The following is a 21,861-nucleotide window of genomic DNA, read 5'->3' on the forward strand; positions in this document are numbered from 1 at the left end:
CATGCTGGCCCGACGCAACCCCCAACTCAACAAGAACGGCGAGCTGATCCACCTGCTCTCCATCGAAGGCCTGCCCCGGGAGATCCTCACGCAGATCCTGGACACCGCAGCCAACTTCGTCAGCGTGGGCGACCGCGAGGTCAAGAAGGTGCCGCTCCTGCGCGGCAAGAGCGTGTTCAACCTGTTCTTCGAGAACAGCACGCGCACGCGCACCACCTTCGAGATCGCAGCCACGCGGCTGTCGGCCGACGTGATCAACCTGGACATCGCGCGCTCCTCGGCCGCCAAGGGCGAATCGCTCCTGGACACCATCGCCAACCTGTCGGCCATGGCGGCCGACCTGTTCGTGGTGCGGCACAGCGAATCGGGTGCGCCCTACCTGATCGCCCAGCATGTGGCGCCGCACGTGCATGTCATCAACGCCGGCGACGGGCGGCACGCGCACCCTACGCAGGGGTTGCTCGACATGTACACGATCCGCCACTACAAGAAGGACTTCAGCAAGCTCACGGTGGCCATCGTCGGCGACGTGCTGCACTCACGCGTGGCGCGTTCGGACATCCACGGCCTGACCACGCTGGGCTGTGCCGAGGTGCGCGTGGTCGGCCCCAAGACCCTGGTGCCCGGCGACATGGCCCAGATGGGCGTGCGCGTGTGCCACACGCTGGAGGAAGGCATCAAGGGTTGCGACGTGGTCATCATGCTGCGCCTGCAGAACGAACGCATGAGCGGCGCGCTGCTGCCCTCCAGCCAGGAATATTTCAAGAGCTTCGGCCTCACGCCCGAGAAGCTCGCGCTGGCCAAGCCCGACGCCATCGTCATGCACCCGGGCCCGATCAACCGCGGTGTGGAGATCGATTCGGCCGTGGTCGACGGCAAGCAGGCCGTGATCCTGCCGCAGGTCACCTTCGGCATCGCCGTGCGCATGGCGGTGATGGGCATCGTTGCGGGAAATGAAGCATGAAGACGCTGATCCAGAACGGCCGCGTGGTCGACCCGGCCTCGGGCCGCGACACCACCGCCGACATCGCCATCGCCTCGGGCCGCATCGTGTCCATCGGCAACGTGTCGCCCGAGTTCAAGCCCAACCGCACGCTGGATGCCAGCGGCCTGGTGGTCATGCCCGGCCTGGTGGATTTGTCCATGCGGCTGCGCGAACCCGGCCACGAGCACGAGGGCATGCTGGAAAGCGAGATGGCCGCGGCCGTCGCCGGCGGCGTGACCAGCCTGGTCTGCCCGCCCGACACCGACCCCGTGCTCGACGAGCCCGGCCTCGTGGAGATGCTCAAGTTCCGCGCCGAAAAGCTGCACCAGGCGCGCGTGTTCCCGCAGGGTGCACTCACGCGCGGCCTGGCCGGCGAGGTGCTGACCGAGATGGTCGAGCTGACCGAGGCCGGCTGCATCGGCTTCGGCCAGGCCGAGGTGCCGCTGGCCAACACCCAGGTGCTGCAGCGCGCGCTGCAGTATGCGGCGACCTTCGGCTTCACGGTGTTCCTGCGCCCGCAGGACCGCGACCTGGGCAAGGGCGTGGCTGCCAGCGGCCCGCTGGCCACGCGCATGGGCCTGTCGGGCGTGCCCGTGATCGCCGAGACCATCGCGCTGCTGACCATCTTCGAACTCATGAAGGTCACGGGTGCGCGCGTGCACCTGTCGCGCATCTCCAGCGCGGCCGGCGTCGAGCTGGTGCGCCAGGCGCGTGCCACGGGCCTGCCCGTCAGCTGCGACGTGAGCATCAACTCGCTGCACCTGACCGACCAGGACATCGGCTACTTCGACAGCCGCGCGCGCGTGAACCCGCCGCTGCGCCAGCAGCGCGACCGCGATGCGCTGCGCGCCGCGCTGGCGGACGGCACGGTGCAGGCCCTGGTGTCGGACCACACGCCGGTGGACGCCGACGCCAAGACCCTGCCCTTCGCCGAGGCCGAGCCCGGCGCCACGGGCGTGGAACTGCTGCTGAGCCTGGCCCTGAAGTGGGCCGAGGAACAGGGCGTGCCGCTGCCACAAGCACTCGCCACGGTCACGAGCCAGCCGGCCGCGCTGCTGGGCGGCGCGCTCGGCACGCTGCAGGCCAGCCTGGGCCAACTGGTCGAAGGCGGTGTGGCCGACATCTGTGTGTTCGACCCGGCCGCGCGCTGGGTGGTGACCGATGAGGCGCTGCAGAGCCAGGGCAAGCACACGGCGTTCACGGGCTACGAGCTGCCGGGCCGCGTGCGCTTCACACTGGTCGGCGGCCACCTGGCCTACGACGCGGCCTGAGCCCATGCGCCATGCGCGCGCGCTGTGGCGCTTGCTGCGCCTGATCGGCCATGCGGCATCGGGCCTGTGGACCATCCGCACGCGCTTTCCCGGCTGGAGCCAGGCCCAGCGCGAGCAGGCCGTGCAGGCATGGGCCGCGCGCCTGCTAACCCTCACCGGCATCCGGCTGCAGACCAGCGGCGCGCCGGTGGCCGCCGGCCCGGTGCTGCTGGTGGCCAACCACATCTCCTGGCTGGACATCGTGGTCATGCACGCGGCGGGCTACTGCCGCTTCGTCTCCAAGGCCGATGTGGCGCACTGGCCGCTGATCGGCAGCCTGGCCACAGGCGCGGGCACGCTCTACATCGAACGCGCCTCGCGCCGCGACGCCATGCGCGTGGTGCACCACATGCGCGACCGGCTCGCGGCCGGCGATGTGGTGGCGATCTTCCCCGAGGGCACGACCGGCGACGGCCGCGCGCTGCTGCCCTTCCACGCCAACCTGGTGCAGGCCGCGATCAGTGCCGACGCGCCCGTGCAGCCGCTGGCGCTGCGGTTCGTGGACGGCACGGGGGCGACCAGCTTCGCGCCGAGCTTCATCGGCGACGAGACGCTGGTCGGCTCGGTCTGGCGCACGCTGGCGGCCGAGGGACTGGTGGCGCAGGTGCGGTATGGGGCGCCGCAGGAGCATGGCGGGCGCGATCGGCGGGCGTGGGCGCTGGCGTTGCAAGGCAGCGTGGCGCAGCTGCGGGCCGAACTTGGCCACCTTTGAGCATCCAGGACTCGCGCAGTCCTGGAATGCGGGCAGGTAGTCATGAAGTGCCTCTGCCTGCGGCAGGCAGCCTGCCATCATGGTGCTACCGCAAACGACCGCTCAAGACTGGGTGCGGCCGGTCGCTTTCGTCATGGGGGATGACGGCGGCCGCCGGAACCGGCCCGTCACCTACCAGCAGCGCGCACGACCGCTATGCCCTGGAAGCCGCCGCACAACCGGTTAATGTGAGGTGATCTCTAGTAGGCCACTAGTTGCCCCAAGGAACGATATCTATGCGGACTCGGCCTTTAATCCGGAGGCGCAGTGCGGCCCCTGGCGATGGCCGAATCTGAGACGACAGATCGGCTTGTTACACAGAGAGTGGCGAAAATTTAGGCTTGGGCGAAATAATTTTGGGCGCCATCTGCTTGATGTGCAGCCACTCCGGCGCATTAACTCCGACAAGTTGGTGGGCAATGCCAACGAGATCCTGCTGAGCCGCCTCATTCAAAGCCTCTTCGACCTCAATGGCTCTTGCATCCCCATACTTCTCAAGCTGCTCCTGAATGCGTTGTGCTGCTGGCGTTGGCTTAACGTAGTACGGAGGCTGCGGCAACTTGCCAAGCGTCAACATGGCGCGCGCCACTGCATGGTATGCATCGTTGAAGAGGCCCATAAACCCATCCGGGTCCGCCAACGACACTTGCCAAAGTCCAACTTTGTTGTTGTAGTGGATTCCGGCCTTTTGATCCTTGTGTTCTGGCACTATGCCTATGCGTAGACCTTGGCCACCCTCCAGGGCCAATGCGGTTGATTTGACAGTGACAGCAAGGTGCCGGGGGTCGCCCTCGGCATTGACGAACAAGTCGGTCTTCCAAATTTTCTTGATACGTTCCTTAAGCAAATATTCGGCGTCGTGACCGCGAGCTGCGATCGAAACCCACGGACCAAACCTGAACGGTCGCCCTTGAGCCTCTGGAAGCAGATAGGCATCGACTCCGGCGGTATCGACCATCGCATCTATAAAGCCTAGGTAGCGAGCACGCTCCTGGCCAAAAAGCAGCGACTGCGGGATCGCATCCTTGATGCTTTTCGAGCAGCGCCTTAAGGCGTGCGCAATGGGTTCGATGACGCTGGGCTCCTTGCCCATGATGGCCTCGTGAACTGCCCATTCAAAGCCATCCCCCTTCATGCCCTTGTCGCGCTCCAGACGAGCCACCTTCGCCAATTGACGCAGGCGCACCTCGTTCAGCGGGGTATTCAGGTCCGTCAAATCCTCTGCTGTCAGAGAGTCGATGAGCGCACGAATCACCGACCGGGTGACGGCATACATTGCTCTGCCTGGTTCGTCGACGGGTTCGTTCTGCTGTATGAAAGTAACGTTCGCAGCCATTAAGTCGTCCTTCTGTTGTAATGCGATGTTGCCATAGACGAAGCACTAGATGGCTTTCCGGTGCGCCGCAGCCACGTCGTCTTCTATTTCCTGTGAGCCAATGGGATGGACGCCCCATCCGCAGTAGAGCAAACCTGCCACAGTAGCGGTGTCACAAACCACCGGAGCTGAAAGGAGCGTCCACCATGAGGATCTCGACTGTTGGCATCACCGCAGCAGCTCACGCATCCAATCTGCACATTTGGCAGCGGCCGCCATCAGCCAGGACACCGTGATCGTCGTGGCACCGCGGTGCACGTCATTGAATGCCCGCAGGCCACTCCAATGCGGTCGTTCGGGCAGCGCGAGCTAAAGAGGCATTAGCGACCGCAAACTGGTGCAGACCATTCGCTCACCGTTTGGGTAGCAAATGCCGCAATCGCTGCACTGCCGCCATTCAACTTCGCCACGCGACCGATAGCAGTGGGCGCATAGCCGGTGATCGCCCTTCGCCAAAAAGACCTGTTTCACAGAACGCAAAGCCCAACCCGATGCGGTCTGATCGATGCCCAGCGTACTCGGCTTGCTTGCCGATACCGCTGAGGCGACAAAGTCCTTGCCGCGGGTCCCCAACCAAGACGGCAGCAGATTCTTCGACGAGGCCAATGAATGACGGAACTATGAGCCGTCCCCGACGATCACGCGCAGCCCTGCGAGCCGTGAGAAATCACGGTCGTGTGACCAGGGCGACAGCGCCGATCTCCGGCGCGGTGGCTGCCTGCAAGGCATCGGGCAGCCGCAGCCCCGTGCCGGCACGTAGGCGTGCGACCGTCACGGCGATGTCCTGCGACACAGGCACGAATTCGAAGTCCGCGAGCACCTTCTCGTAGCGTTTGGCCAGCGCTTCCTGGCCGTGCTTGAACGGGCCGGCCAGCACCTCGGCCACCGCAATGGTGGAAACCGCAATCCGCATGTCGCCATGCTCGTAGGCCTCGAATACGCCTCGGAAGAGAGGTGGAAACACAGGATGACCGTCCAACAAGTACATCAGCGGCGCCGCATCCGCCACGACGAGATCACCGCGCTGCAAGCCGCCCCAGAGGCCTGCCACTGCCGCACGAGCCGACCTCTTGCGGGCCGGTACGGACGCAGCCGCCATAGGCCGACTCGTCGCGCAGTTCCGCCACGGCGTTGGCCGGCAAAGCACCCCACAAGCCCCTACCCGTGCCGCGCAGCGCCAGGAACCGCGCGCGCGGCCGCGCCTGCGCCAGCATCTCGAGCGGCACGATGGCAGCGTAGGGTTCACCGTGGCGTGTCAACAGGCTGGGCTCGCCGGCATGCGCGCGCGAGGCCAGTTCGGGCAAGGTACCGAGCCCTTATTCCAGTCCAATGGTGCGTAAGGTCATGCGGGTAGTTCCGTACAGTCTGCATCGTAGGAGAGACGCCGCCATCTGGCGCACCGCCCTACCCACCCCGCGGAAACATCACCACATGGTCCAGATCCGCCCGCACCCCGATCCACTCGCCGATGCGGTGGTCGTGGTGGCTAGGCACATGCGCCAGCACCGTCTCGCCCGATGCCAGCCTGAGCGTGTAGAGGAACTCCGAGCCGCGAAATGCCTTGCGGATCACCTCGGCCTTGACCGGCGCCTCGTCGTCGTGCACCACGTCGTCGGCGCGCAGCAGCAGATCCTGGGGACCGCCTTGCGCGAGGCTGGCAGCGGCCTGCGCCGCGGCCGCGCCGTTGACCGGGCCCAGTGGCGTTTCCAGCACCACACGTCCATCCATGGTCGAGACCGTGGCCGGCGCGAACACCCCATGGCCGATGAAGTCGGCCACGAAGCGCGTGGCCGGCCGGTGGTACAGGGTGTAGGCATCGGCCCACTGGTGCAACTGCCCCTCGTGCATGACGCCGATCGCGTCGCCGATGGCGAAGGCTTCCAGCTGGTCGTGCGTGACGAACAGCGCCGTGGTCTTCGCGGCCTTGAGGATGGCGCGCACCTCGTGCGCGAGCCGCTCGCGCAGCTCCACGTCGAGGTTGGAAAAGGGTTCGTCCAGCAGCATGAGCTGCGGCCGCGGCGCCAGCGCGCGCGCGAGCGCCACGCGCTGCTGCTGGCCGCCTGACAGCTCGTGCGGCGCACGCCGCTCGGCGCCGGCCAGGCCCACGAGTTCCAGCACCTCGGCCACGCGCGCGGCGCGCTCAGCCTTGGGCAGCGCCGACAGGCCGAAGCCCACGTTGCGGCCCACGTCCAGATGCGGGAACAGCGCGTAGTCCTGGAACACCATGCCGATGCGGCGCTGCTCGGCCGGCAGCTGCAGGCCCGGCGCGCTGACGGGCGTGCCCGACAGGCGGATCTCGCCGCCCTGCGCCGGCTCCAGCCCGGCCACGGTGCGCAGCAAGGTGGTCTTGCCGCAGCCCGAGGGCCCGATCAGCACACCGATCTCGCCGGCCGCCAGGCCGAAGCTGACATCGGCCACGGCCGGGCGCGCGCGGCCGGCGTACTGCACGACCAGGTGAGAGACATCCAGGAACATGGACGGCGATTGTAGGCAGCGTGATGCGTACAATTCTCATCCCCCGACGCGCCAGCCGCGCACGCCCCGCTCCTCTCCTCCCTTTTCACGATGCCCCGTCGCTGGCTGTCCCTGCCTTGCATGTTGCTGGTCGCGACGCTGCTCACCCTGCCCGTGCTCGCGGTGCTGGCATCCTGGACACAGTGGGATGCGCAGACCGCGCAGATCCTGCGCGAGCTGCGCCAGACCGTGCTGCCCGGCTACATCGCCACCACGGTGGGCCTGTCGGCCATGGTCGGCGTGGGCGTGGTGCTGGTGGGCACAGGCGCGGCGGCCTGCGTCACACTGTTCGACTTCCGCGGCCGGCGCACACTCGAATGGGCACTGCTGCTGCCGCTGGCCATGCCGGCCTACGTGGTGGCCTACGCCTACACCGATTTCCTGCAGTTCGGCGGCCCGGCCCAGACCTGGCTGCGCGACAGCTTCGGTCTGCGCGGGCGCGTGCTGCCCGAGGTGCGCAGCCTGGGCGGCGCGGCCATCGTGTTCACGTTCGCGCTGTACCCCTATGTCTACCTGCTGGCCCGCACCGCACTGGCCGAGCGCGCTGCGCACCTGATGGAGGCCGCACGCCTGCTCGGCGCACCGCTGGCCCGGCGCATCCGCCAGGTCGCGCTGCCGATGGCGCGGCCGGCGATCGCGGCCGGCACGGCGCTGGCGCTCATGGAAACGCTGGCCGACTTCGGCGTGTCCAGTTACTTCGGCATCCAGACCTTCACGGCCGGCATCTACAAGGCCTGGCTGGCCATGGACAACCGCATCGCCGCGGCCCAGCTGGCGACCATGCTGCTCGTGTTCGTGGTGGTGCTGCTCGCACTCGAGCAGCGCGCCCAGGCGCGCATGCGCTTCGCCAGCACACGCGGGCGTGCCGGCAGCCACGACGGCCGCCCGCTGGTGCTGACCGGCGCACGCCAGCTGCTGGCCCAGGCGCTGTGCGTGTTCCCGGTGCTGATGGGCTTCGTGCTGCCGGTGGCCTTCATGCTGCGGCCGCTGGCGGCCGACTGGTCGGTGCTGCCCTGGGACCGCTTTGTGCAATGGGCTACCAACAGCATCTGGCTCGGTGCGCTGACCTCGGCCATCGCCGTGGCGCTGGCGCTGTTCCTGGCCTTCTGCGTGCGCCGCACGCCGCAAAAGCTGCAGCGCGCCGCCGTCCAACTCGTGGGCCTGGGCTATGCCGTGCCGGGCGCGGTCATCGTGGTCGGGCTGCTGCTGCCGGTGGGTTGGCTGCAGCAGACCATGCCCCAGCTGGGCGCGGCCTACTGGGTGACGGCCACGGCGCTGGGCATCGTCTGGGCCTACCTGGTGCGCTTTTGCGCCGTGGCGCTGCAGTCCATGCAGAGCGGCTACGCGCGCATCCCGCAGAGCTTCGACGACTCGGCGCGCACCATGGGCACGGGCGGCTTCGGGCTGATGGCGCGGGTGCACTGGCCGCTGCTGCACCGCTCGGCGGCGGCGGCGGCACTGCTGGTGTTCGTGGACGTGATGAAGGAGTTGCCCGCCACCATGGTGCTGCGGCCGTTCAACACCGACACGCTGGCCGTGGTGGCCTACCAGTTGGCCCGCGACGAGCGCCTGGGCGAAGCCGCCCTGCCCTCGCTGGCCCTGGTGCTGGTGGGCCTGCTGCCGGTGGTGCTGCTGAGCCGCACCTTGCGCAGCAAGCCGACGTGATGCTCAGCGCGGCCCGCGCGTCTCGAGGTGGCGGAACTTGATGCGGCCCTTGCTCAGGTCGTAGGGCGAGAGCTCCAGCGTCACGCGGTCACCCGCCAGGATGCGGATGTGGTGTTTGCGCATCTTGCCGGCGCTGTAGGCCACCAGGCTGTGGCCGTTCTCCAGTACGACGCGGTAGCGCGAGTCGGGCAGCACTTCCTCGACCACGCCGTTCATCTCGATCAGGTCTTCCTTGGCCATCGTCAGCTTTCGGTCTGTTTTGCCTTTCGACCCACCGTGCCAAGCCCGGCAGGCCATCCCCATCCATCGGAACAAGTCTTGTGCGACCAAAGCCGCTCGAGCGGCAAGGCCGCCCGTGCACAACACGGGCTTGCAAATGCGGGCGAAAGTCTAACGGATCGGGGGCGGCCTCAACCGTCCTGCAGCGCCGCGCGCAGCCGCGCCGCGTGGTCCTGCAGCACCGCGGCCCCCGGCTCCTTGCGCGGCCAGGCCAGCGCCATGCCGTCGTCTTCGTGGCGCGGCAGCACGTGCAGGTGGAAGTGGAAGACGGTCTGCCCGCCGACCGGGCCGTTGGCCTGGAACAGCGTCATGCCGGGCGGATCGAACGCCGCCTGCGCAGCGCGCGCCACGCGCTGCGCGGTCTGCAGCACGGCGGCCGCCTCCTCGGGCGTGATGTCCAGCAGCGTGACGGCATGGCGCCTGGTCGCCACGAGCACATGGCCGGGATTGACCTGGCCGATGTCCATGAAGGCGACGGTCAGCTCGTCCTCGCAGACCTTGGCGGACGGGATCTCGCCAGCGACGAGGCGGCAGAAGATGCACTGGCCGGGCGGCGAGTGGTCGACGAACATGGGCATGCGGGCGGTCTCCTTTGCGGCCCATGGTAGCGACGCCCGCCCGGCATCCCTGGTTTGCTAACATTCAAATGAGAATTCTTTTCATTTGAACGCAGCTTCCGAAGGGCCCAGACCGATGCACGCACGCCGCCTCCTCCGACCGACGCCCATTGCACTCGCACTGCTCGCCTTCAGCGCCTGCGCCACGGCCCAGACCGCCGGCACGCTGGACCAGGTCAACGTGCGCAGCAAGTACGAGCGCGAAGACCTGCCGACGCGGGCCGCCGGCAACAAGGCCGCCTCGGGCGCGCGCCTGGGCATCCTCGGCGCCACCTCCATCATGGACGCGCCCGTGCACGTCAACGCCTACACGCGCGAGCTGGCCGAGGACTGGTCGGCGCTGACGCTGCAGGACGTGCTGGAGAACGACCCGGCCGTGGTCTTCACGACCAACAAGAACCACCTGCTGCAGAACTTCAACCTGCGCGGCCTGGACATGGGCGCCATGGACATCGCCACCAACGGCCTGTACGGCATCGCACCGGCCAACGCCGTGCCGATCGAGATCTTCGAGCGCATCGAGGTGCTGCGCGGCCCCAACGTGCTGCTCTCGGGCATGCCGCCGGGCTCCAGTGTGGCCGGCACCGTGAACATGGTCACCAAGCGCGCGCTGGCCCAGCCCATCGCCGACCTGACGCTGACCTACGGCACGCACTCCTACTTCCAGGCCCATGCCGACGTGGGCAAGCGCTTCGGCGACGAGAAACGCCTCGGCCTGCGCTTCAACGGCGTCTATGGCGATGGCGAGATGGGCGCCCAGGACGAGAGCCAGACGCGCCGCGTCGGCGCGCTGGCGCTGGACTACCAGGGCGACCGCGCGCGCTTCTCGCTGGACCTGTACGACAGCGTGAACAAGATCGAGAACGGCAGCCCGGGGATGTTCAACTTCCAGAGCGTCCGGGTGAACCCCACGACCGTGATCCCCGGCGTGGGCTACCTGCTGTCGGCGCCCGATGGCGACACCAACATGTTCCGCGGCACGCATGGCCGCTACGACAACACCGGCCTGCTGGCCCGCGCCGAGGTCGATTTCAATGCCGACTGGCAAGGCTACCTGGCGCTGGGTGGCTCCGAGGCCAAGGGCACGGGCCTGCTGTTCGGCACCCGCGCCATCGTCACCGGCGCGGATGGCACCACACGCGGCGCCATCTACAACGTGCACACCGAGTCCGAGCGCCGCACGGCCGAGACCGGCGTAATCGGCAAGTTCGCCACGGGCAGCGTGCAGCACCGGTTGCAGCTGTCGGCCAACGTGCTCAAGCACAAGGAAGGCTCCTACAACACGGCCTGCGCCTACTGCTACACCACCAACATGTACGACCCGGTTGCGCCGACCTTCCCGGCGGCGCCGACCTGGGGGGGCTACACCGTCGAGAACGACTTCCGCTCTCTGGCGATCGCCGACACCATGGGCTTCGCGGGCGACAAGGTGCTGCTGACCGTGGGTGGGCGCTACCAGACCGTGAAGCAGACCAACGCCGCCACCGCGACCACGCCGCGCACCGACTACAGCGAAAGCCGCTTCTCGCCCATGGTCGCGGCCGTAGTGCGGCCCTGGGGCGAGACCGTCTCGCTGTTCGGCAACTACACCGAAGGGCTGGAGCCGGGCCAGATCGTGGGCGTGGGTTACGCGAATGCAGGCGACGCGTTGCCGCCCAAGCAGACCAAGCAGATGGAACTGGGCGCGAAGCTGCAGTCCGGCGCGCTGACCCACACCGTCAGCGCATTCCAGATCAAGCGTCCGTCCTTCACCGGCACCGCGCCCGCGGCCCTGGTGGAAGGCGGCGAGCAGCGCCTGCGCGGCCTGGAGTGGAGCATGTACGGCCAGGTGCTGCAGACCGTCTCGCTGCTGGGCGGCATCACCCACATCAAGTCAGAACAGCGCAACACCGGCCTGGACACCTACGGCGTGCCCGAATGGCGCGCGCGCATCGGCGCGGACTGGCAGACGCCGGTGGCCGGCCTCAAAGTGGGCGGCCGCATCGTCTACACCGGCTCGCAATGGGCCGACTCGGGCAACCGGCTGAAGGTGCCCTCCTGGAACCGCCTGGACCTCAACGCCAGCTACGCCACCCGGTTCGGCAACACGCCCGTGCGCTTCAACGCCAGCGTGGAGAACGTGACCGACAGGAACTACTGGATCGGCCTGTTCGGCGACGGCTTCGTGATGGCCGGCGCACCGCGCACGGCCAAGCTGTCGGCCACGGTCTCGTTCTGATCGCCTAGTCGCGCGCCTGCGCCCGCCGCAGGATGTAGTCGATGAACGTCGCCATCGCCCGCGTGTGGTGGCGGTTCGGCATGTACAAGAGGTGCATGCGCGTGCCGAAGATCGACAGCCGCCAGGCGTCCAGCGCGGTCACCACCGTGCCGGCCTGCACCAGGTCGCGCACCGTGTAGTCGGGCACCAGGCCCACGCCCAAGCCGGCCAGCACGGCGTCGCGCAAGAACATGAAGTTCTCCGAGATCAGCGTGGGCTCGATCAGCACCTCGTGCCGCTCCTCGTCCTGGTAGGCGGCCAGACGCAGCTGCTTGCCGATCACGGCGGCCGTCAGCAGCGGCGTGTGCTGCAGGTCTTCCAGCCGCTGCGGCAGGCCGGCCCGCTCGGCATAGGCACGTGAGGCGCAGGCAACGAAGCGCACCGGCCCCAGGTCGCGCGCCACCAGGTTCTGCGGCGGCTCGGACAGCACGCGCACGGCCACGTCCACCTCGTCGCGCATGAGGTCTTCCACGCGGTTCTCGAACAGCACGTCCAGCACGATGGCCGGGTACTGGCGCTTGAACTCCAGCAGCCAGGGCGACATGGCCAACTGCCCATAGCCGCTGGGCACCGACAGGCGCACGCGGCCGCTCAACTCCTGGCCCAGCGTGGCGATGGATTCGCGCGCGGCCAACAGTTCGTTCTGGATCACGCGGCCGTGTTCGTAGAGCTTCAGGCCGATCTCGGTGGCCTCCAGCCGGCGCGTGGTGCGGCGGATCAGCTGCTGGCCAATCGCGCGCTCCACCTGGTTCAGGTGGTAGCTCACGTTGGCCCGGCTCATCTTCATGCGGCGCGCGGCCTCCGCCAGGTTGCCGGCGTCCAGGATCTGGACCAGCAGGGTCAGGGACTGGACATCCAGGCTCATTGTTCAAATTGGCTTGACGGTGTGTTTGAAGTCCATGCCATTGTCAAGCCGCAATCGCGGGCGAACAATGCCCGCTCCCCAACGCTAGGAGACAAGGCATGGCGAATTCGCCCGACGAACAGGTGGTGCGCACGCAGCTGCACGGCAAGGTGCTGCTGGTCACCGTGGACAACCCACCCGTCAACGCCCTGGGCGCGGCCGTGCGCCGCGGCCTGGCCGATGCGATGGAACGCGCCGAGACGGACGCCGCCGTGGCGGCCGTGCTGATCGTAGGCGCCGGCAAGAGCTTCATCGCGGGGGCCGACATCCGCGAGTTCGGCTTGCCGCCGCAGCCGCCCCTGCTGACCGATGTCTGCAAGCGCATCGAATCCTCGAAGAAACCCGTCATCGCCGCCATCCACGGCGCCGCCCTGGGCGGCGGGCTGGAAGTGGCCATCGCCGCGCACTACCGCATCGCCGTGGCCAACGCCAAGCTGGGCCTGCCCGAAGTGCTGCTGGGCCTGTTGCCCGGCGCGGGCGGCACACAGCGCGCGCCGCGCCTGGTGGGCGCCGCCGCCGCGCTCGACATCATGCTGACGGGCCGCCACGTGGGCGCGGCCGAGGCCTTGAAGCTGGGCCTGGTCGACCGGCTGGCGCAGAGCGACGACACGCTGGCCGAGGGCCTGGCCTACGCGCAGGAACTCCTGGCATCCAACGCCGGCCCGCGCCGCTCGCGCGATGCCGCGGGCCTGGCCGATGTGGAGGCCAGCCGCGCCGCCATTGCCGCCGCGCGTGCCGAGCAGGGCAAAAAGGCGAAGAATCTGTTCTCGCCGCACCGCATCGTCGACGCGGTGGAAGCCGCGCTCGACAAGCCCTTCGACGAGGCCTTGAAGTACGAGCGCGAGCTGTTCATGCAATGCCTGGCCAGCCCGCAGCGCGCCGGCCTGATCCACGCCTTCTTCGCCGAGCGCGACGTGGTCAAGGTGCCCGAGGCCGCAGCCGCCGAGCCGCGCGCCCTGGCCCGCATCGGCGTGGTGGGCGGCGGCACCATGGGTGCCGGCATCGCCGTCTCCGCGCTGGACGCCGGCCTGCCCGTCGTGATGGTGGAGCGCGACGCGGCCTCCATCGCACGCGGCCAGGCCAATGTCGAAAAGGTCTACGACGGCCTCGTCGCCAAGGGCCGCATGACGCCCGAGGCCAAGGCCAAGCTCATGGCCCGCTTCAGCGGTTCCACCGACTACGCCGCCTTCGCCGAGGTCGACATGGTCATCGAAGCCGTGTTCGAGGACATCGAGGTCAAGAAGGCCGTCTTCCAGGAACTCGACCGCGTCTGCAAACCCGGCGCCGTGCTGGCCACCAACACCTCCTACCTGGACATCGACGCCATCGCGGCCAGCATCTCCCGGCCGCAGGACGTGATCGGCCTGCACTTCTTCTCGCCGGCCAACATCATGAAGCTGCTGGAGATCGTGGTGCCCGCGAAGGTCAGCGCCGACGTGGTCGCCACGGCCTTCGCGCTGGCCAAGAAGCTCAAGAAGGTGCCGGTGCGCGCGGGTGTCTGCGACGGCTTCATCGGGAACCGCATCCTCGCGGTGTACCGCCAGGCCGCCGACCACCTCATGGAAGACGGCGCATCGCCCTACGCCATCGACGCGGCCGTGCGCAACTTCGGCTACCCCATGGGCCCGTTCCAGGTGTCGGACCTGGCCGGCGGCGACATCGGCTGGGCCACGCGCAAGCGCAAGGCCGCCACGCGTGATCCGAAAGCCCGCTACGTCCAGGTGGCAGACCGCATCTGCGAACGCGGCTGGTTCGGCCAGAAGACCGGCCGCGGCTGGTACCAGTACCCGCAGGGCGCACGCACGGGTGTGGAAGACCCCGAGGTGCTGGCCATCGTCGACGCCGAGCGCCAGCGCGCCGGCATCACGCCGCGCCAGTTCACCGAAGAAGAGATCATGCGCCGCTACATGGCCGCCATGGTCAACGAGGGCGCCAAGGTCGTGGCCGAGGGCATCGCGCTTCGCCCGCTCGACGTGGACGTGACCTTCCTGTACGGCTACGGCTTCCCGCGCTTTCGCGGTGGCCCCATGCACTACGCCGACACCGTGGGCCTGCCGAAAATCCTGGACGACATCCGGACCTTCGCCAAGGAAGACCCGCTGTTCTGGCAAGCTGCGCCGCTGCTGGTGCAACTCGTCGCCGAAGGCCGCAATTTCGCGAGCCTCAACAAGTCCTGATTTCCACACCACCACCGGAGACATCCCCCATGCGCGAAGCCGTCATCGTTTCTACTGCCCGCACGCCACTGACCAAGTCGCACCGCGGCGAATTCAACATCACGCCCGGCCCCACGCTGGCAGCCTTCGCCGTCCGCGCCGCGGTCGAGCGCTCGGGCCTGGACCCGGCGCTGATCGAGGACGTGATCATGGGCACCGGTTACCCCGAGGGCACGACGGGCCGCAACATCGGCCGCCAGGTCGCGCTGCGCGCCGGCCTGCCGCTCGAGGTCGCCGGCCAGACCGTGAGCCGCTTCTGCGCCTCGGGCCTGCAGGCCATCGCCAGCGCGGCCGGTGCCATCGTGGCCGGCGCCCCGGCCATCGTGGCGGGCGGCGTGGAAAGCATCTCGCAGATCCGCACGCGCAGCGCCACCGATGCCGGCGACTCCGGCTTGGACCCCTGGCTGGTCGAGCACAAGCCCGCGCTGTACATGGCCATGATCGAAACGGCCGACATCGTGGCCGCGCGCTACCACATCAGCCGCGAAGCGCAGGACCGCTTCTCGGCCGAGAGCCAGCGCCGCACCGAGGTGGCGCAAAAGACCGGCATCTATGCCGACGAGATCGTGCCCTGCACGACCACCATGGCCGTCACGGACAAGGAAACCAAGGCCGTCACGCACCGTGAAGTGACCGCCACGGTGGACAACTGCAACCGCCCCGGCACCACCTACGAGGCGCTGGCCAAGCTGCAGCCCGTGCGCGCGCCCGACCAGTTCATCACCGCCGGCAATGCCTCGCAACTCTCCGACGGCGCATCGGCCTGCGTGGTGGTCGAGGCCAAGGAAGCCGAGCGCCTGGGCTTGAAGCCCCTGGGCGCCTTCCGCGGCTTCGCGGTCGCCGGCTGCGAGCCCGACGAGATGGGCATCGGCCCGGTCTACGCCATCCCCAAGCTGCTCAAGCGCCATGGCCTCACGGTGGACGACATCGACCTGTGGGAACTCAACGAGGCCTTCGCCTCGCAGGCCCTGTACTGCCAGCAGCAGCTGGGCATCCCGCACGAGAAGCTCAACGTGAACGGCGGCGCGATCTCCATCGGCCATCCCTTCGGCATGACAGGTGCACGCCTGGCGGGCCACATCCTGTTGGAAGGCCGCCGCCGCAAGGCCAAGTACGCCGTGGTCTCCATGTGCATCGCCGGTGGCATGGGCGCCGCCGGCCTCTTCGAAATTTACTGAGCACCCCACCATGGACCTGAACTTCACGCCCGAGGAACTCGCGTTCCGCGACGAGGTGCGCAGCTTCCTTGCGAACAAGCTGCCCGCACGCATCGCCGCCAAGACCAAGGCCGGTCAGCGCCTGACCAAGCAGGACCAGGAAGAGTGGCACGCCATCCTGCAATCGCGCGGCTGGCTCGCCTACCACTGGCCCAAGCAGTACGGCGGCCCGGGCTTCACGGCCGTCGAGAAGTTCATCTTCGACACCGAGTGCTGCCTGGCCGGCGGCCCGCGCATCGTGCCCTTCGGCGTGAGCATGCTGGGCCCGGTGCTGATCAAGTACGGCAGCCAGGCCCACAAGGACCACTACCTGCCACGCATCCTGAGTGGCGAAGACTGGTGGTGCCAGGGCTACAGCGAGCCCGGCGCCGGCTCGGACCTGGCTTCGGTCAAGACCACGGCCGTGCGCCAGGGCGACCACTACATCGTGAACGGCCAGAAGACCTGGACCACCCAGGGCCAGCACGCCGACAAGATCTTCAGCCTGGTGCGCACCGACCGCGAGGCCAAGGCCCAGTCGGGCATCAGCTTCCTGCTCATGGACATGAAGGCGCCCGGCGTGGAGCTGCGCCCGATCCGCACGCTGGACGGCGACCGCGAGGTCAACGAGGTGTTCTTCACCGACGTGAAGGTGCCCGTGGAGAACCTGGTCGGCGAGGAAAACAAGGGCTGGACCTATGCCAAGTACCTGCTGACCTACGAGCGCACCGGCATCGCGGGCGTGGGCTATTGCGTGGCCACGATGGAAAAGCTCAAGGTCATCGCCGCCAAGGTGCGCAAGAACGGCAAGCCGCTGGACCAGGACCCGCTCTTCGCCGCACGCATGGCCCGCGTCGAGATCGACCTGGAGAACATGAAGACCACCAACCTGCGCGTGCTGTCGGCCACGGCCCACGGCGCTGTGCCGGGCGCGGAAAGCTCCATGCTCAAGATCCGCGGCACCGAGCTGCGCCAGGAGATGCTCTCGCTGATCCGCCGCGCCATGGGGCCGTATGCCGCGCCCTACATCGAGGCCGCGCAGTACGAGGGCTACACGGGCGAGCCGCTCGGCCCCGAGGCCGCCGCCACGGCCGCGGCCAGCTACTTCAACTACCGCAAGCTGTCGATCTTCGGCGGCTCCAACGAGATCCAGAAGAACATCATCTCCAAGATGATTCTTGGGCTCTGAGCAGGGGAGCGACACCATGAACTTCACACACACCGAAGACCGCCGCATGCTGGCGGACTCGCTGGACCGCTACCTGGCCGAGCAGTACGGCTTCGTCGAGCGCGACCACATCGCCTGGAGCGAGGCCGGCTGCAGCGACAAGCACTGGAACCAGCTGGCCGAGATCGGCGCGCTGGGCGCACTCTTCCCCGAATCCGTGGGCGGCTTCGGCGGCGGCGGCTTCGACGTGGCCGTGGTCTTCGAGAGCCTGGGCAAGGGCCTCGTGGTCGAGCCCTTCCTGGGCGCGCTCGTGGTCGGCCGCGCCATCGCGCAGGCCGGCAACGCCGCGCAGCAGGAGCGCATCGCCGGCCTCGTGGACGGCAGCACCGTGGCTGCGCTCGCGCACGATGAGCCCGGGTCGCATTACGAGCCCACGCTGGTCGCCACGCGCGCCGAGAAGAACGCGGGCGGCTGGGTGCTGAATGGCGCCAAGGCCGTGGTGCAGCAGGGCCAGCGCGCCGGGCTGCTGCTGGTGTCCGCGCGCACATCGGGCAAGGCCGACGATGCCCAGGGCATCTCGTTGTTCCTGGTGCCTGGCGGTGCCGAGGGCCTCGCCTTGCGCGGCTACGCCAAGATCGACGGTGGCCGCGCGGCCGAAGTCACTCTGGAGAACGTGCAGGTCGGCGCCGACGCGCTGCTGGGCACCGAGGGCGCCGGAGCGGACGTGCTGGAACACGCCACGGGCTGGGGCCTGCTGGCCCTGGCCGCCGAGTCGCTGGGCGCGATGGAAGTGGCCAAGCGCGACACGCTGGAGTATCTGCGCACGCGCAAGCAGTTCGGCGTGCCCATCGGCAGCTTCCAGGCCCTGCAGCACCGCATGGCCGACCTGCTGATCGAGGTCGAGCAGGCGCGCTCGGCCGTCATCAACGCGGCCGCCGCGATCGATGGCGACGACCGCATCGCGCGCGAGCGTGCGCTGTCGGCCGCCAAGTTCAGCGTCGGCAAGATCGGCACGCGCGTGGCCGAGGAAGCCATCCAGCTGCACGGCGGCATCGGCATGACCTGGGAGCTGCCGCTGGCGCACTACGCCAAGCGCCTCGTGATGATCGACCACCAGCTCGGCGACGAGGATTTCCACCTGGAGCGCTACATCGCGCTGGGCCGGGAGGCCGCATGACGTCCGACGCATTGCTCACGCGCCGCGAAGGCGCCGTGCTGGTCCTGGTCAACAACAACCCGGCCGCGCGCAACGCGCTGTCGGCCGAGTTCTACACGGCCGCCACCCAGGCACTCGCCGACGCAGAAACAGACCCCACCATCGGCGCCGTGGTGCTGACCGGCGCGGGCAACTTCTTCTGCGCCGGCGGCAACCTGAACCAGCTCATCACGCGCCGCGACATGGCTCCGCACGAGCGCCGCGAGCGGCTGGAGTTGCTGCACGGCTTCGTCCGCCGGCTGCGCGACAGTTCCAAGCCCGTGATCGCGGCCGTCGAAGGCGGCGCGGCCGGCGCCGGCCTGTCGGTGGCGCTGGCCTGCGACCTGCTCGTGTCCTCGCGCGAGGCCTTCTTCAGCGCCACCTACATCAAGGTCGGCCTCACGCCCGACGGGGGGCTGACCTCCTTCCTCGCCGAGTTCGTCTCGCGCCAGCTGCTGACCGAGCTGTGCCTGACGGGCGAGCGCGTCACGGCCGAACGCCTGCATGCGCTGGGCGCCGTCAACCGCCTGGTCGATGCGGGCCAGGCCGAGGCCGCTGCCATCGCGCTCGGCGCGCAGCTGGCGGAAGGCCCGGCCCGCGCCAGCGCGCGCATCAAGGCGCTGTGCCGCGGCGCGCACGCGCGCACGCTGGACGAACAGCTGGAGCTGGAAGCCGCCTCCATGGTCGAGAGCCAGGGCGACGACGAAGCGCAGGAGGGCATCGGCGCCTTCCTTGGCAAGCGCAAAGCGGACTTCGCCGCGCTGCGCCGGCGCTGACAATCGCGCATCCACAACGAACGGAGACTGTTCCCATGACCGCTACCTCCCCTGGACTGCCGCTGGCCGGCGTGCGCGTGCTCGACTTCTCGCGCGTGCTGGCCGGGCCGCTGTGCGCCCAGGTGCTCGGCGATTTCGGCGCCGACGTCGTCAAGATCGAGCATCCCCAGCGCGGCGACGACACGCGCGACTGGGGCATCCGCGTCGGCAAGACCGAGACCACCTACTTCAACAGCATGAACCGCAACAAGCGGTCCATCGCGCTGGACCTGGCCACGCCCGAGGGCCAGGACATGGCGCGCCAGCTGGTGGCCAAGGCCGATGTGCTGGTGCAGAACTTCAAGACCGGCGGCATGGAGAAGATGGGCCTGGGCTACGAGCAGCTGCGCGCCATCAACCCGCGCCTGGTCTATGTCTCGGTCACGGGCTACAACCGCGGCGGCCCCGAGGCCAAGCGCCCGGGCTACGACCTCGTGATCCAGGGCCAGGCCGGCATCATGGCCATGAATGGCGAAGAGGGCCAAGGCCCACTCAAGTTCGGCATCGCCGCGGTCGACCTCATGACCGGCATGGCCAGCGCCCAGGCCGTGCTGGCCGCGCTCTACCAGCGCGAGAAGACCGGCACCGGCCGCCATGTGGAGATGGCGCTGTACGACTGCGGCCTCATGATCACGGCCTACAGCGGCCTGGAGGCGCTGCACCTGGGCGAGGACCCGCCCAAGTACGGCAACGCGCACCCGTCCATCGTGCCCTACGGCGTGTTCGACGCGGCGGACGGCCCGGTCATCATCAGCGTGGGCAACAACGCGCAGTTCGAGCGCCTGTGCATCGACGCGCTGCAGCGCCCCGACCTGGCGGCCGACGAGCGCTTCAAGACCAACCTGGGCCGCGGCCAGAACCGCGCCGCGCTGCTGCCCGAGCTCTACAAGGAGATCGGCAGCCGCCCGCGCGACCAGCTCGTCGCCGCCATGACCAAGGCCGGCATCCCCTGCGGCGAGGTGCTGGGCCTGCACCAGGCGCTGACCTCGCAGCGCACCCAGGAAGGCGGGCTGGTCACCGAGCATCCGCACCCCGTGGCCGGCACGACCCAGGTGCTGGCCCCGCCCTACCGCATCGACGGCGAGCGCCTGCCGGTGCGCCTTGCGCCGCCGCAGCTCGGTGCCGACCGCGACACCGTGCTGCGCGACTGGCTCGGCTGAGCCGCCTCTTCTTCCTCGACCCATTGTTCTGCATGACCGATCTGCAACGTCCCACCCTCACCCGCCGCAGCCTCACGGCCCTGGCCCTCGGCACCGCGCTGGCACCACTGGCCGGCCGGGCCCAGGGCTTCCCGAGCAAGCTCATCACTTTGTACGTGCCGTTCCCGCCCGGCGGGCCGACCGACACCGCCTCGCGCATCGTGGGCCAGAAGCTGGGCGAGATCCTCAAGCAGACCGTCATCGTGGAGAACCGGCCCGGCGCCTCGGGCTCCATCGCCGCAACCGCCCTGGCGCGCATGCCGGCCGATGGCCACAGCCTCATGATGCTGGCCACGCCCACGCTGCTGGCGCCGCACCTGTACCCGGCCGTCAAGTTCGACATCAACAAGGACTTCACGGCCGTGGGGACGACCTACGACCTGCCCATCGTGGTGGTGGTCAACCCCACGCAGCTGCCCGACGTGCGCACGCTGCCGGAGCTGATCGCCAAGGCCAAGGCCAGCAAGCCGCCGCTGAACTACACGAGCTCGGGCCAGGGCAGCTTCGGCCACCTGACCATGGAGCTGCTCAAGATCCAGGGCGGCTTCGACATGACGCACGTGCCCTACAAGGGCGGCGTGCCGGCCATCACCGACCTGCTGGGCGGCCAGGTGCCCGTGATGTACGCCGACATGGTCGCTGCGCTGCCGCACATCCAGGCCGGCAAGCTGCGCGCCATCGCGGTCGGCTCGCCCCAGCGCGTGCCTTTCCTGCCCGACGTGAAGACGGTGGCCGAGCAGGGCTTCCCGGGCTTCTCGGCCGTGTCCTGGGGCGGCCTGCTGGCCCCGGCCGGCACGCCGGCGGCCGTGGTCAAGACGCTCAACGATGCGCTCAAGCAGGCACTGGCCGACCCCATGGTGCAGGACAAGCTCAAGACTGCCGGCACCTTCGCGGCGTGGCAGTCGCCGGCCGACACGGCCGCGCGCATCCGCAGCGACGACCAGCAGTGGGGCACGCTCATCAAAGAAAAAGGCATCGCCGGCAGTTGAGCCGACGGCATGCGCTCAGCGCATGCGGCGCAGCCGCTCGATCTCTGCCCGGCCCAGTGAGGTGATGTCGACGACGATGGCGCGGTCGCCTTCGCCGCGGCCGTCGTCGTAGGTCACGGCCGCCTCCACCATGCCCTGCTTGCGCAGCACGTCGACGAGGCGCACCGCGCTGCCTGACACCGGCAGCGGAAACAGCGCCTGGGCGAGGCCGACCAGGTAGTCGCTGTCGGATGGTTCGCGCGCGGCGGCAGGCTTCCCGTCGGCCTCCGCCAGCCGGGCGCACACCCAGGCACTGCCGCCCCGCGCGCGCAGCTGCTCCGCCTCGGCCTGCGAGAGTTCCAGCTGCACGGCCACCATCTTTTCCGGCTGTGGCGGCACAGCGACCGGCGTGGCAGCTCGGACATCGACATTCGGTTCCATGGGCTT

At 68.7% G+C, this 21,861-nt stretch carries 20 protein-coding genes; 12 read left to right on the plus strand and 8 right to left on the minus strand.

Annotation, left to right across the window (positions count from 1 at the left end; translation table 11 throughout):
• The first annotated feature begins 1 nt into the window (after window position 1).
• Genes ASF45_RS16715 through ASF45_RS16725 form a run of 3 tightly spaced genes read left to right on the plus strand, consistent with a single transcriptional unit; the run spans window position 2 to window position 3,007 of the window.
• A complete protein-coding gene (locus tag ASF45_RS16715; RefSeq protein ID WP_056664995.1) occupies window positions 2-964 on the plus strand; it encodes an aspartate carbamoyltransferase catalytic subunit in 963 nt (320 codons plus the stop codon).
• A complete protein-coding gene (locus ASF45_RS16720; RefSeq protein ID WP_056664848.1) occupies window positions 961-2,256 on the plus strand; it encodes a dihydroorotase in 1,296 nt (431 codons plus the stop codon). Before ASF45_RS16715 ends, ASF45_RS16720 begins: the two co-directional genes overlap by 4 nt.
• Before the next feature lie 4 nt (window positions 2,257-2,260).
• On the plus strand, window positions 2,261-3,007 hold the full coding sequence (locus tag ASF45_RS16725) for a 1-acyl-sn-glycerol-3-phosphate acyltransferase (RefSeq protein WP_056664850.1): 747 nt from the start codon (window positions 2,261-2,263) through the stop codon (window positions 3,005-3,007).
• A gap of 352 nt (window positions 3,008-3,359) precedes the next feature.
• Here ASF45_RS16725 and ASF45_RS16730 read toward each other — a convergent pair whose 3' ends face one another.
• The 4 genes from ASF45_RS16730 to ASF45_RS16745 all read right to left on the minus strand — a co-directional run bounded on the left by ASF45_RS16730 (window position 3,360) and on the right by ASF45_RS16745 (window position 6,896).
• The gene (locus ASF45_RS16730) at window positions 3,360-4,382 is read right to left on the minus strand and encodes a hypothetical protein (protein WP_162244016.1); all 1,023 of its coding nucleotides are present in this window, start codon (window positions 4,380-4,382) and stop codon (window positions 3,360-3,362) included.
• Window positions 4,383-5,088: 706 nt separating this feature from the next.
• Window positions 5,089-5,451, minus strand: coding sequence for a PIN domain-containing protein (locus ASF45_RS34600; RefSeq protein ID WP_162244017.1), 363 nt, complete (start codon window positions 5,449-5,451; stop codon window positions 5,089-5,091).
• Entirely contained in the window at window positions 5,438-5,725 is a 288-nt protein-coding gene (locus tag ASF45_RS35870; RefSeq protein ID WP_056664859.1) for a type II toxin-antitoxin system Phd/YefM family antitoxin, read from the minus strand. The genes ASF45_RS34600 and ASF45_RS35870 overlap by 14 nt, the downstream gene beginning before the upstream one ends.
• A 100-nt stretch (window positions 5,726-5,825) precedes the next feature.
• Complete coding sequence (locus ASF45_RS16745) at window positions 5,826-6,896, minus strand: ABC transporter ATP-binding protein (RefSeq protein ID WP_056664862.1); 1,071 nt, start codon at window positions 6,894-6,896, stop codon at window positions 5,826-5,828.
• A 120-nt stretch (window positions 6,897-7,016) separates the two neighbouring features.
• Between ASF45_RS16745 and ASF45_RS16750 the strand changes: the two genes are divergently transcribed.
• On the plus strand, window positions 7,017-8,600 hold the full coding sequence (locus ASF45_RS16750; RefSeq protein WP_235580941.1) for an iron ABC transporter permease: 1,584 nt from the start codon (window positions 7,017-7,019) through the stop codon (window positions 8,598-8,600).
• Between the two features lie 3 nt (window positions 8,601-8,603).
• Here ASF45_RS16750 and infA read toward each other — a convergent pair whose 3' ends face one another.
• Both infA and ASF45_RS16760 read right to left on the minus strand, forming a co-directional pair.
• The gene (infA, locus tag ASF45_RS16755) at window positions 8,604-8,840 is read right to left on the minus strand and encodes a translation initiation factor IF-1 (RefSeq protein WP_056664868.1); all 237 of its coding nucleotides are present in this window, start codon (window positions 8,838-8,840) and stop codon (window positions 8,604-8,606) included.
• A 170-nt stretch (window positions 8,841-9,010) separates the two neighbouring features.
• The gene (locus ASF45_RS16760; RefSeq protein ID WP_056664871.1) at window positions 9,011-9,457 is read right to left on the minus strand and encodes an HIT family protein; all 447 of its coding nucleotides are present in this window, start codon (window positions 9,455-9,457) and stop codon (window positions 9,011-9,013) included.
• Between the two features lie 115 nt (window positions 9,458-9,572).
• Between ASF45_RS16760 and ASF45_RS16765 the strand changes: the two genes are divergently transcribed.
• Window positions 9,573-11,714, plus strand: a complete 2,142-nt coding sequence (locus ASF45_RS16765; protein ID WP_056664873.1) for a TonB-dependent siderophore receptor — start codon at window positions 9,573-9,575, stop codon at window positions 11,712-11,714.
• Window positions 11,715-11,718: 4 nt separating this feature from the next.
• Here the strand turns inward: ASF45_RS16765 and ASF45_RS16770 are convergent, their stop codons facing one another.
• A complete protein-coding gene (locus tag ASF45_RS16770; RefSeq protein ID WP_056664998.1) occupies window positions 11,719-12,612 on the minus strand; it encodes a LysR family transcriptional regulator in 894 nt (297 codons plus the stop codon).
• A gap of 104 nt (window positions 12,613-12,716) precedes the next feature.
• On the opposite strand from ASF45_RS16770, the gene ASF45_RS16775 reads away from it, so the two are divergent.
• The 7 genes from ASF45_RS16775 to ASF45_RS16805 are packed head-to-tail and all read left to right on the plus strand — an operon-like array spanning window position 12,717 to window position 21,435.
• Window positions 12,717-14,834 (plus strand): 3-hydroxyacyl-CoA dehydrogenase NAD-binding domain-containing protein, encoded by a 2,118-nt coding sequence (locus ASF45_RS16775; RefSeq protein WP_056664876.1) that lies wholly within the window; start codon window positions 12,717-12,719, stop codon window positions 14,832-14,834.
• A 29-nt stretch (window positions 14,835-14,863) separates the two neighbouring features.
• A complete protein-coding gene (locus ASF45_RS16780) occupies window positions 14,864-16,051 on the plus strand; it encodes an acetyl-CoA C-acyltransferase (RefSeq protein WP_056664879.1) in 1,188 nt (395 codons plus the stop codon).
• A gap of 10 nt (window positions 16,052-16,061) precedes the next feature.
• A complete protein-coding gene (locus ASF45_RS16785) occupies window positions 16,062-17,258 on the plus strand; it encodes an acyl-CoA dehydrogenase family protein (protein ID WP_056664881.1) in 1,197 nt (398 codons plus the stop codon).
• A 16-nt stretch (window positions 17,259-17,274) separates the two neighbouring features.
• Window positions 17,275-18,414 (plus strand): acyl-CoA dehydrogenase family protein, encoded by a 1,140-nt coding sequence (locus ASF45_RS16790; protein WP_056664884.1) that lies wholly within the window; start codon window positions 17,275-17,277, stop codon window positions 18,412-18,414.
• Window positions 18,411-19,208 carry an oxepin-CoA hydrolase, alternative type gene (locus ASF45_RS16795; protein WP_056664887.1) on the plus strand — a complete coding sequence of 266 codons (798 nt, stop codon included), beginning with the start codon at window positions 18,411-18,413 and terminating at the stop codon, window positions 19,206-19,208. The genes ASF45_RS16790 and ASF45_RS16795 overlap by 4 nt, the downstream gene beginning before the upstream one ends.
• 35 nt (window positions 19,209-19,243) lie before the next feature.
• Complete coding sequence (locus ASF45_RS16800; RefSeq protein ID WP_056664892.1) at window positions 19,244-20,407, plus strand: CaiB/BaiF CoA-transferase family protein; 1,164 nt, start codon at window positions 19,244-19,246, stop codon at window positions 20,405-20,407.
• 32 nt (window positions 20,408-20,439) lie between these two features.
• The gene (locus tag ASF45_RS16805; protein WP_056664897.1) at window positions 20,440-21,435 is read left to right on the plus strand and encodes a tripartite tricarboxylate transporter substrate binding protein; all 996 of its coding nucleotides are present in this window, start codon (window positions 20,440-20,442) and stop codon (window positions 21,433-21,435) included.
• Window positions 21,436-21,450: 15 nt separating this feature from the next.
• On the opposite strand, the gene ASF45_RS16810 is transcribed toward ASF45_RS16805, so the two are convergent.
• Complete coding sequence (locus tag ASF45_RS16810; protein ID WP_156473049.1) at window positions 21,451-21,855, minus strand: hypothetical protein; 405 nt, start codon at window positions 21,853-21,855, stop codon at window positions 21,451-21,453.
• Between the last annotated feature and the right edge of the window lie 6 nt (window positions 21,856-21,861).

Origin of the sequence: Pseudorhodoferax sp. Leaf265 (genome assembly GCF_001422365.1) — a bacterium.
Taxonomy (GTDB): domain Bacteria; phylum Pseudomonadota; class Gammaproteobacteria; order Burkholderiales; family Burkholderiaceae_C; genus Pseudorhodoferax.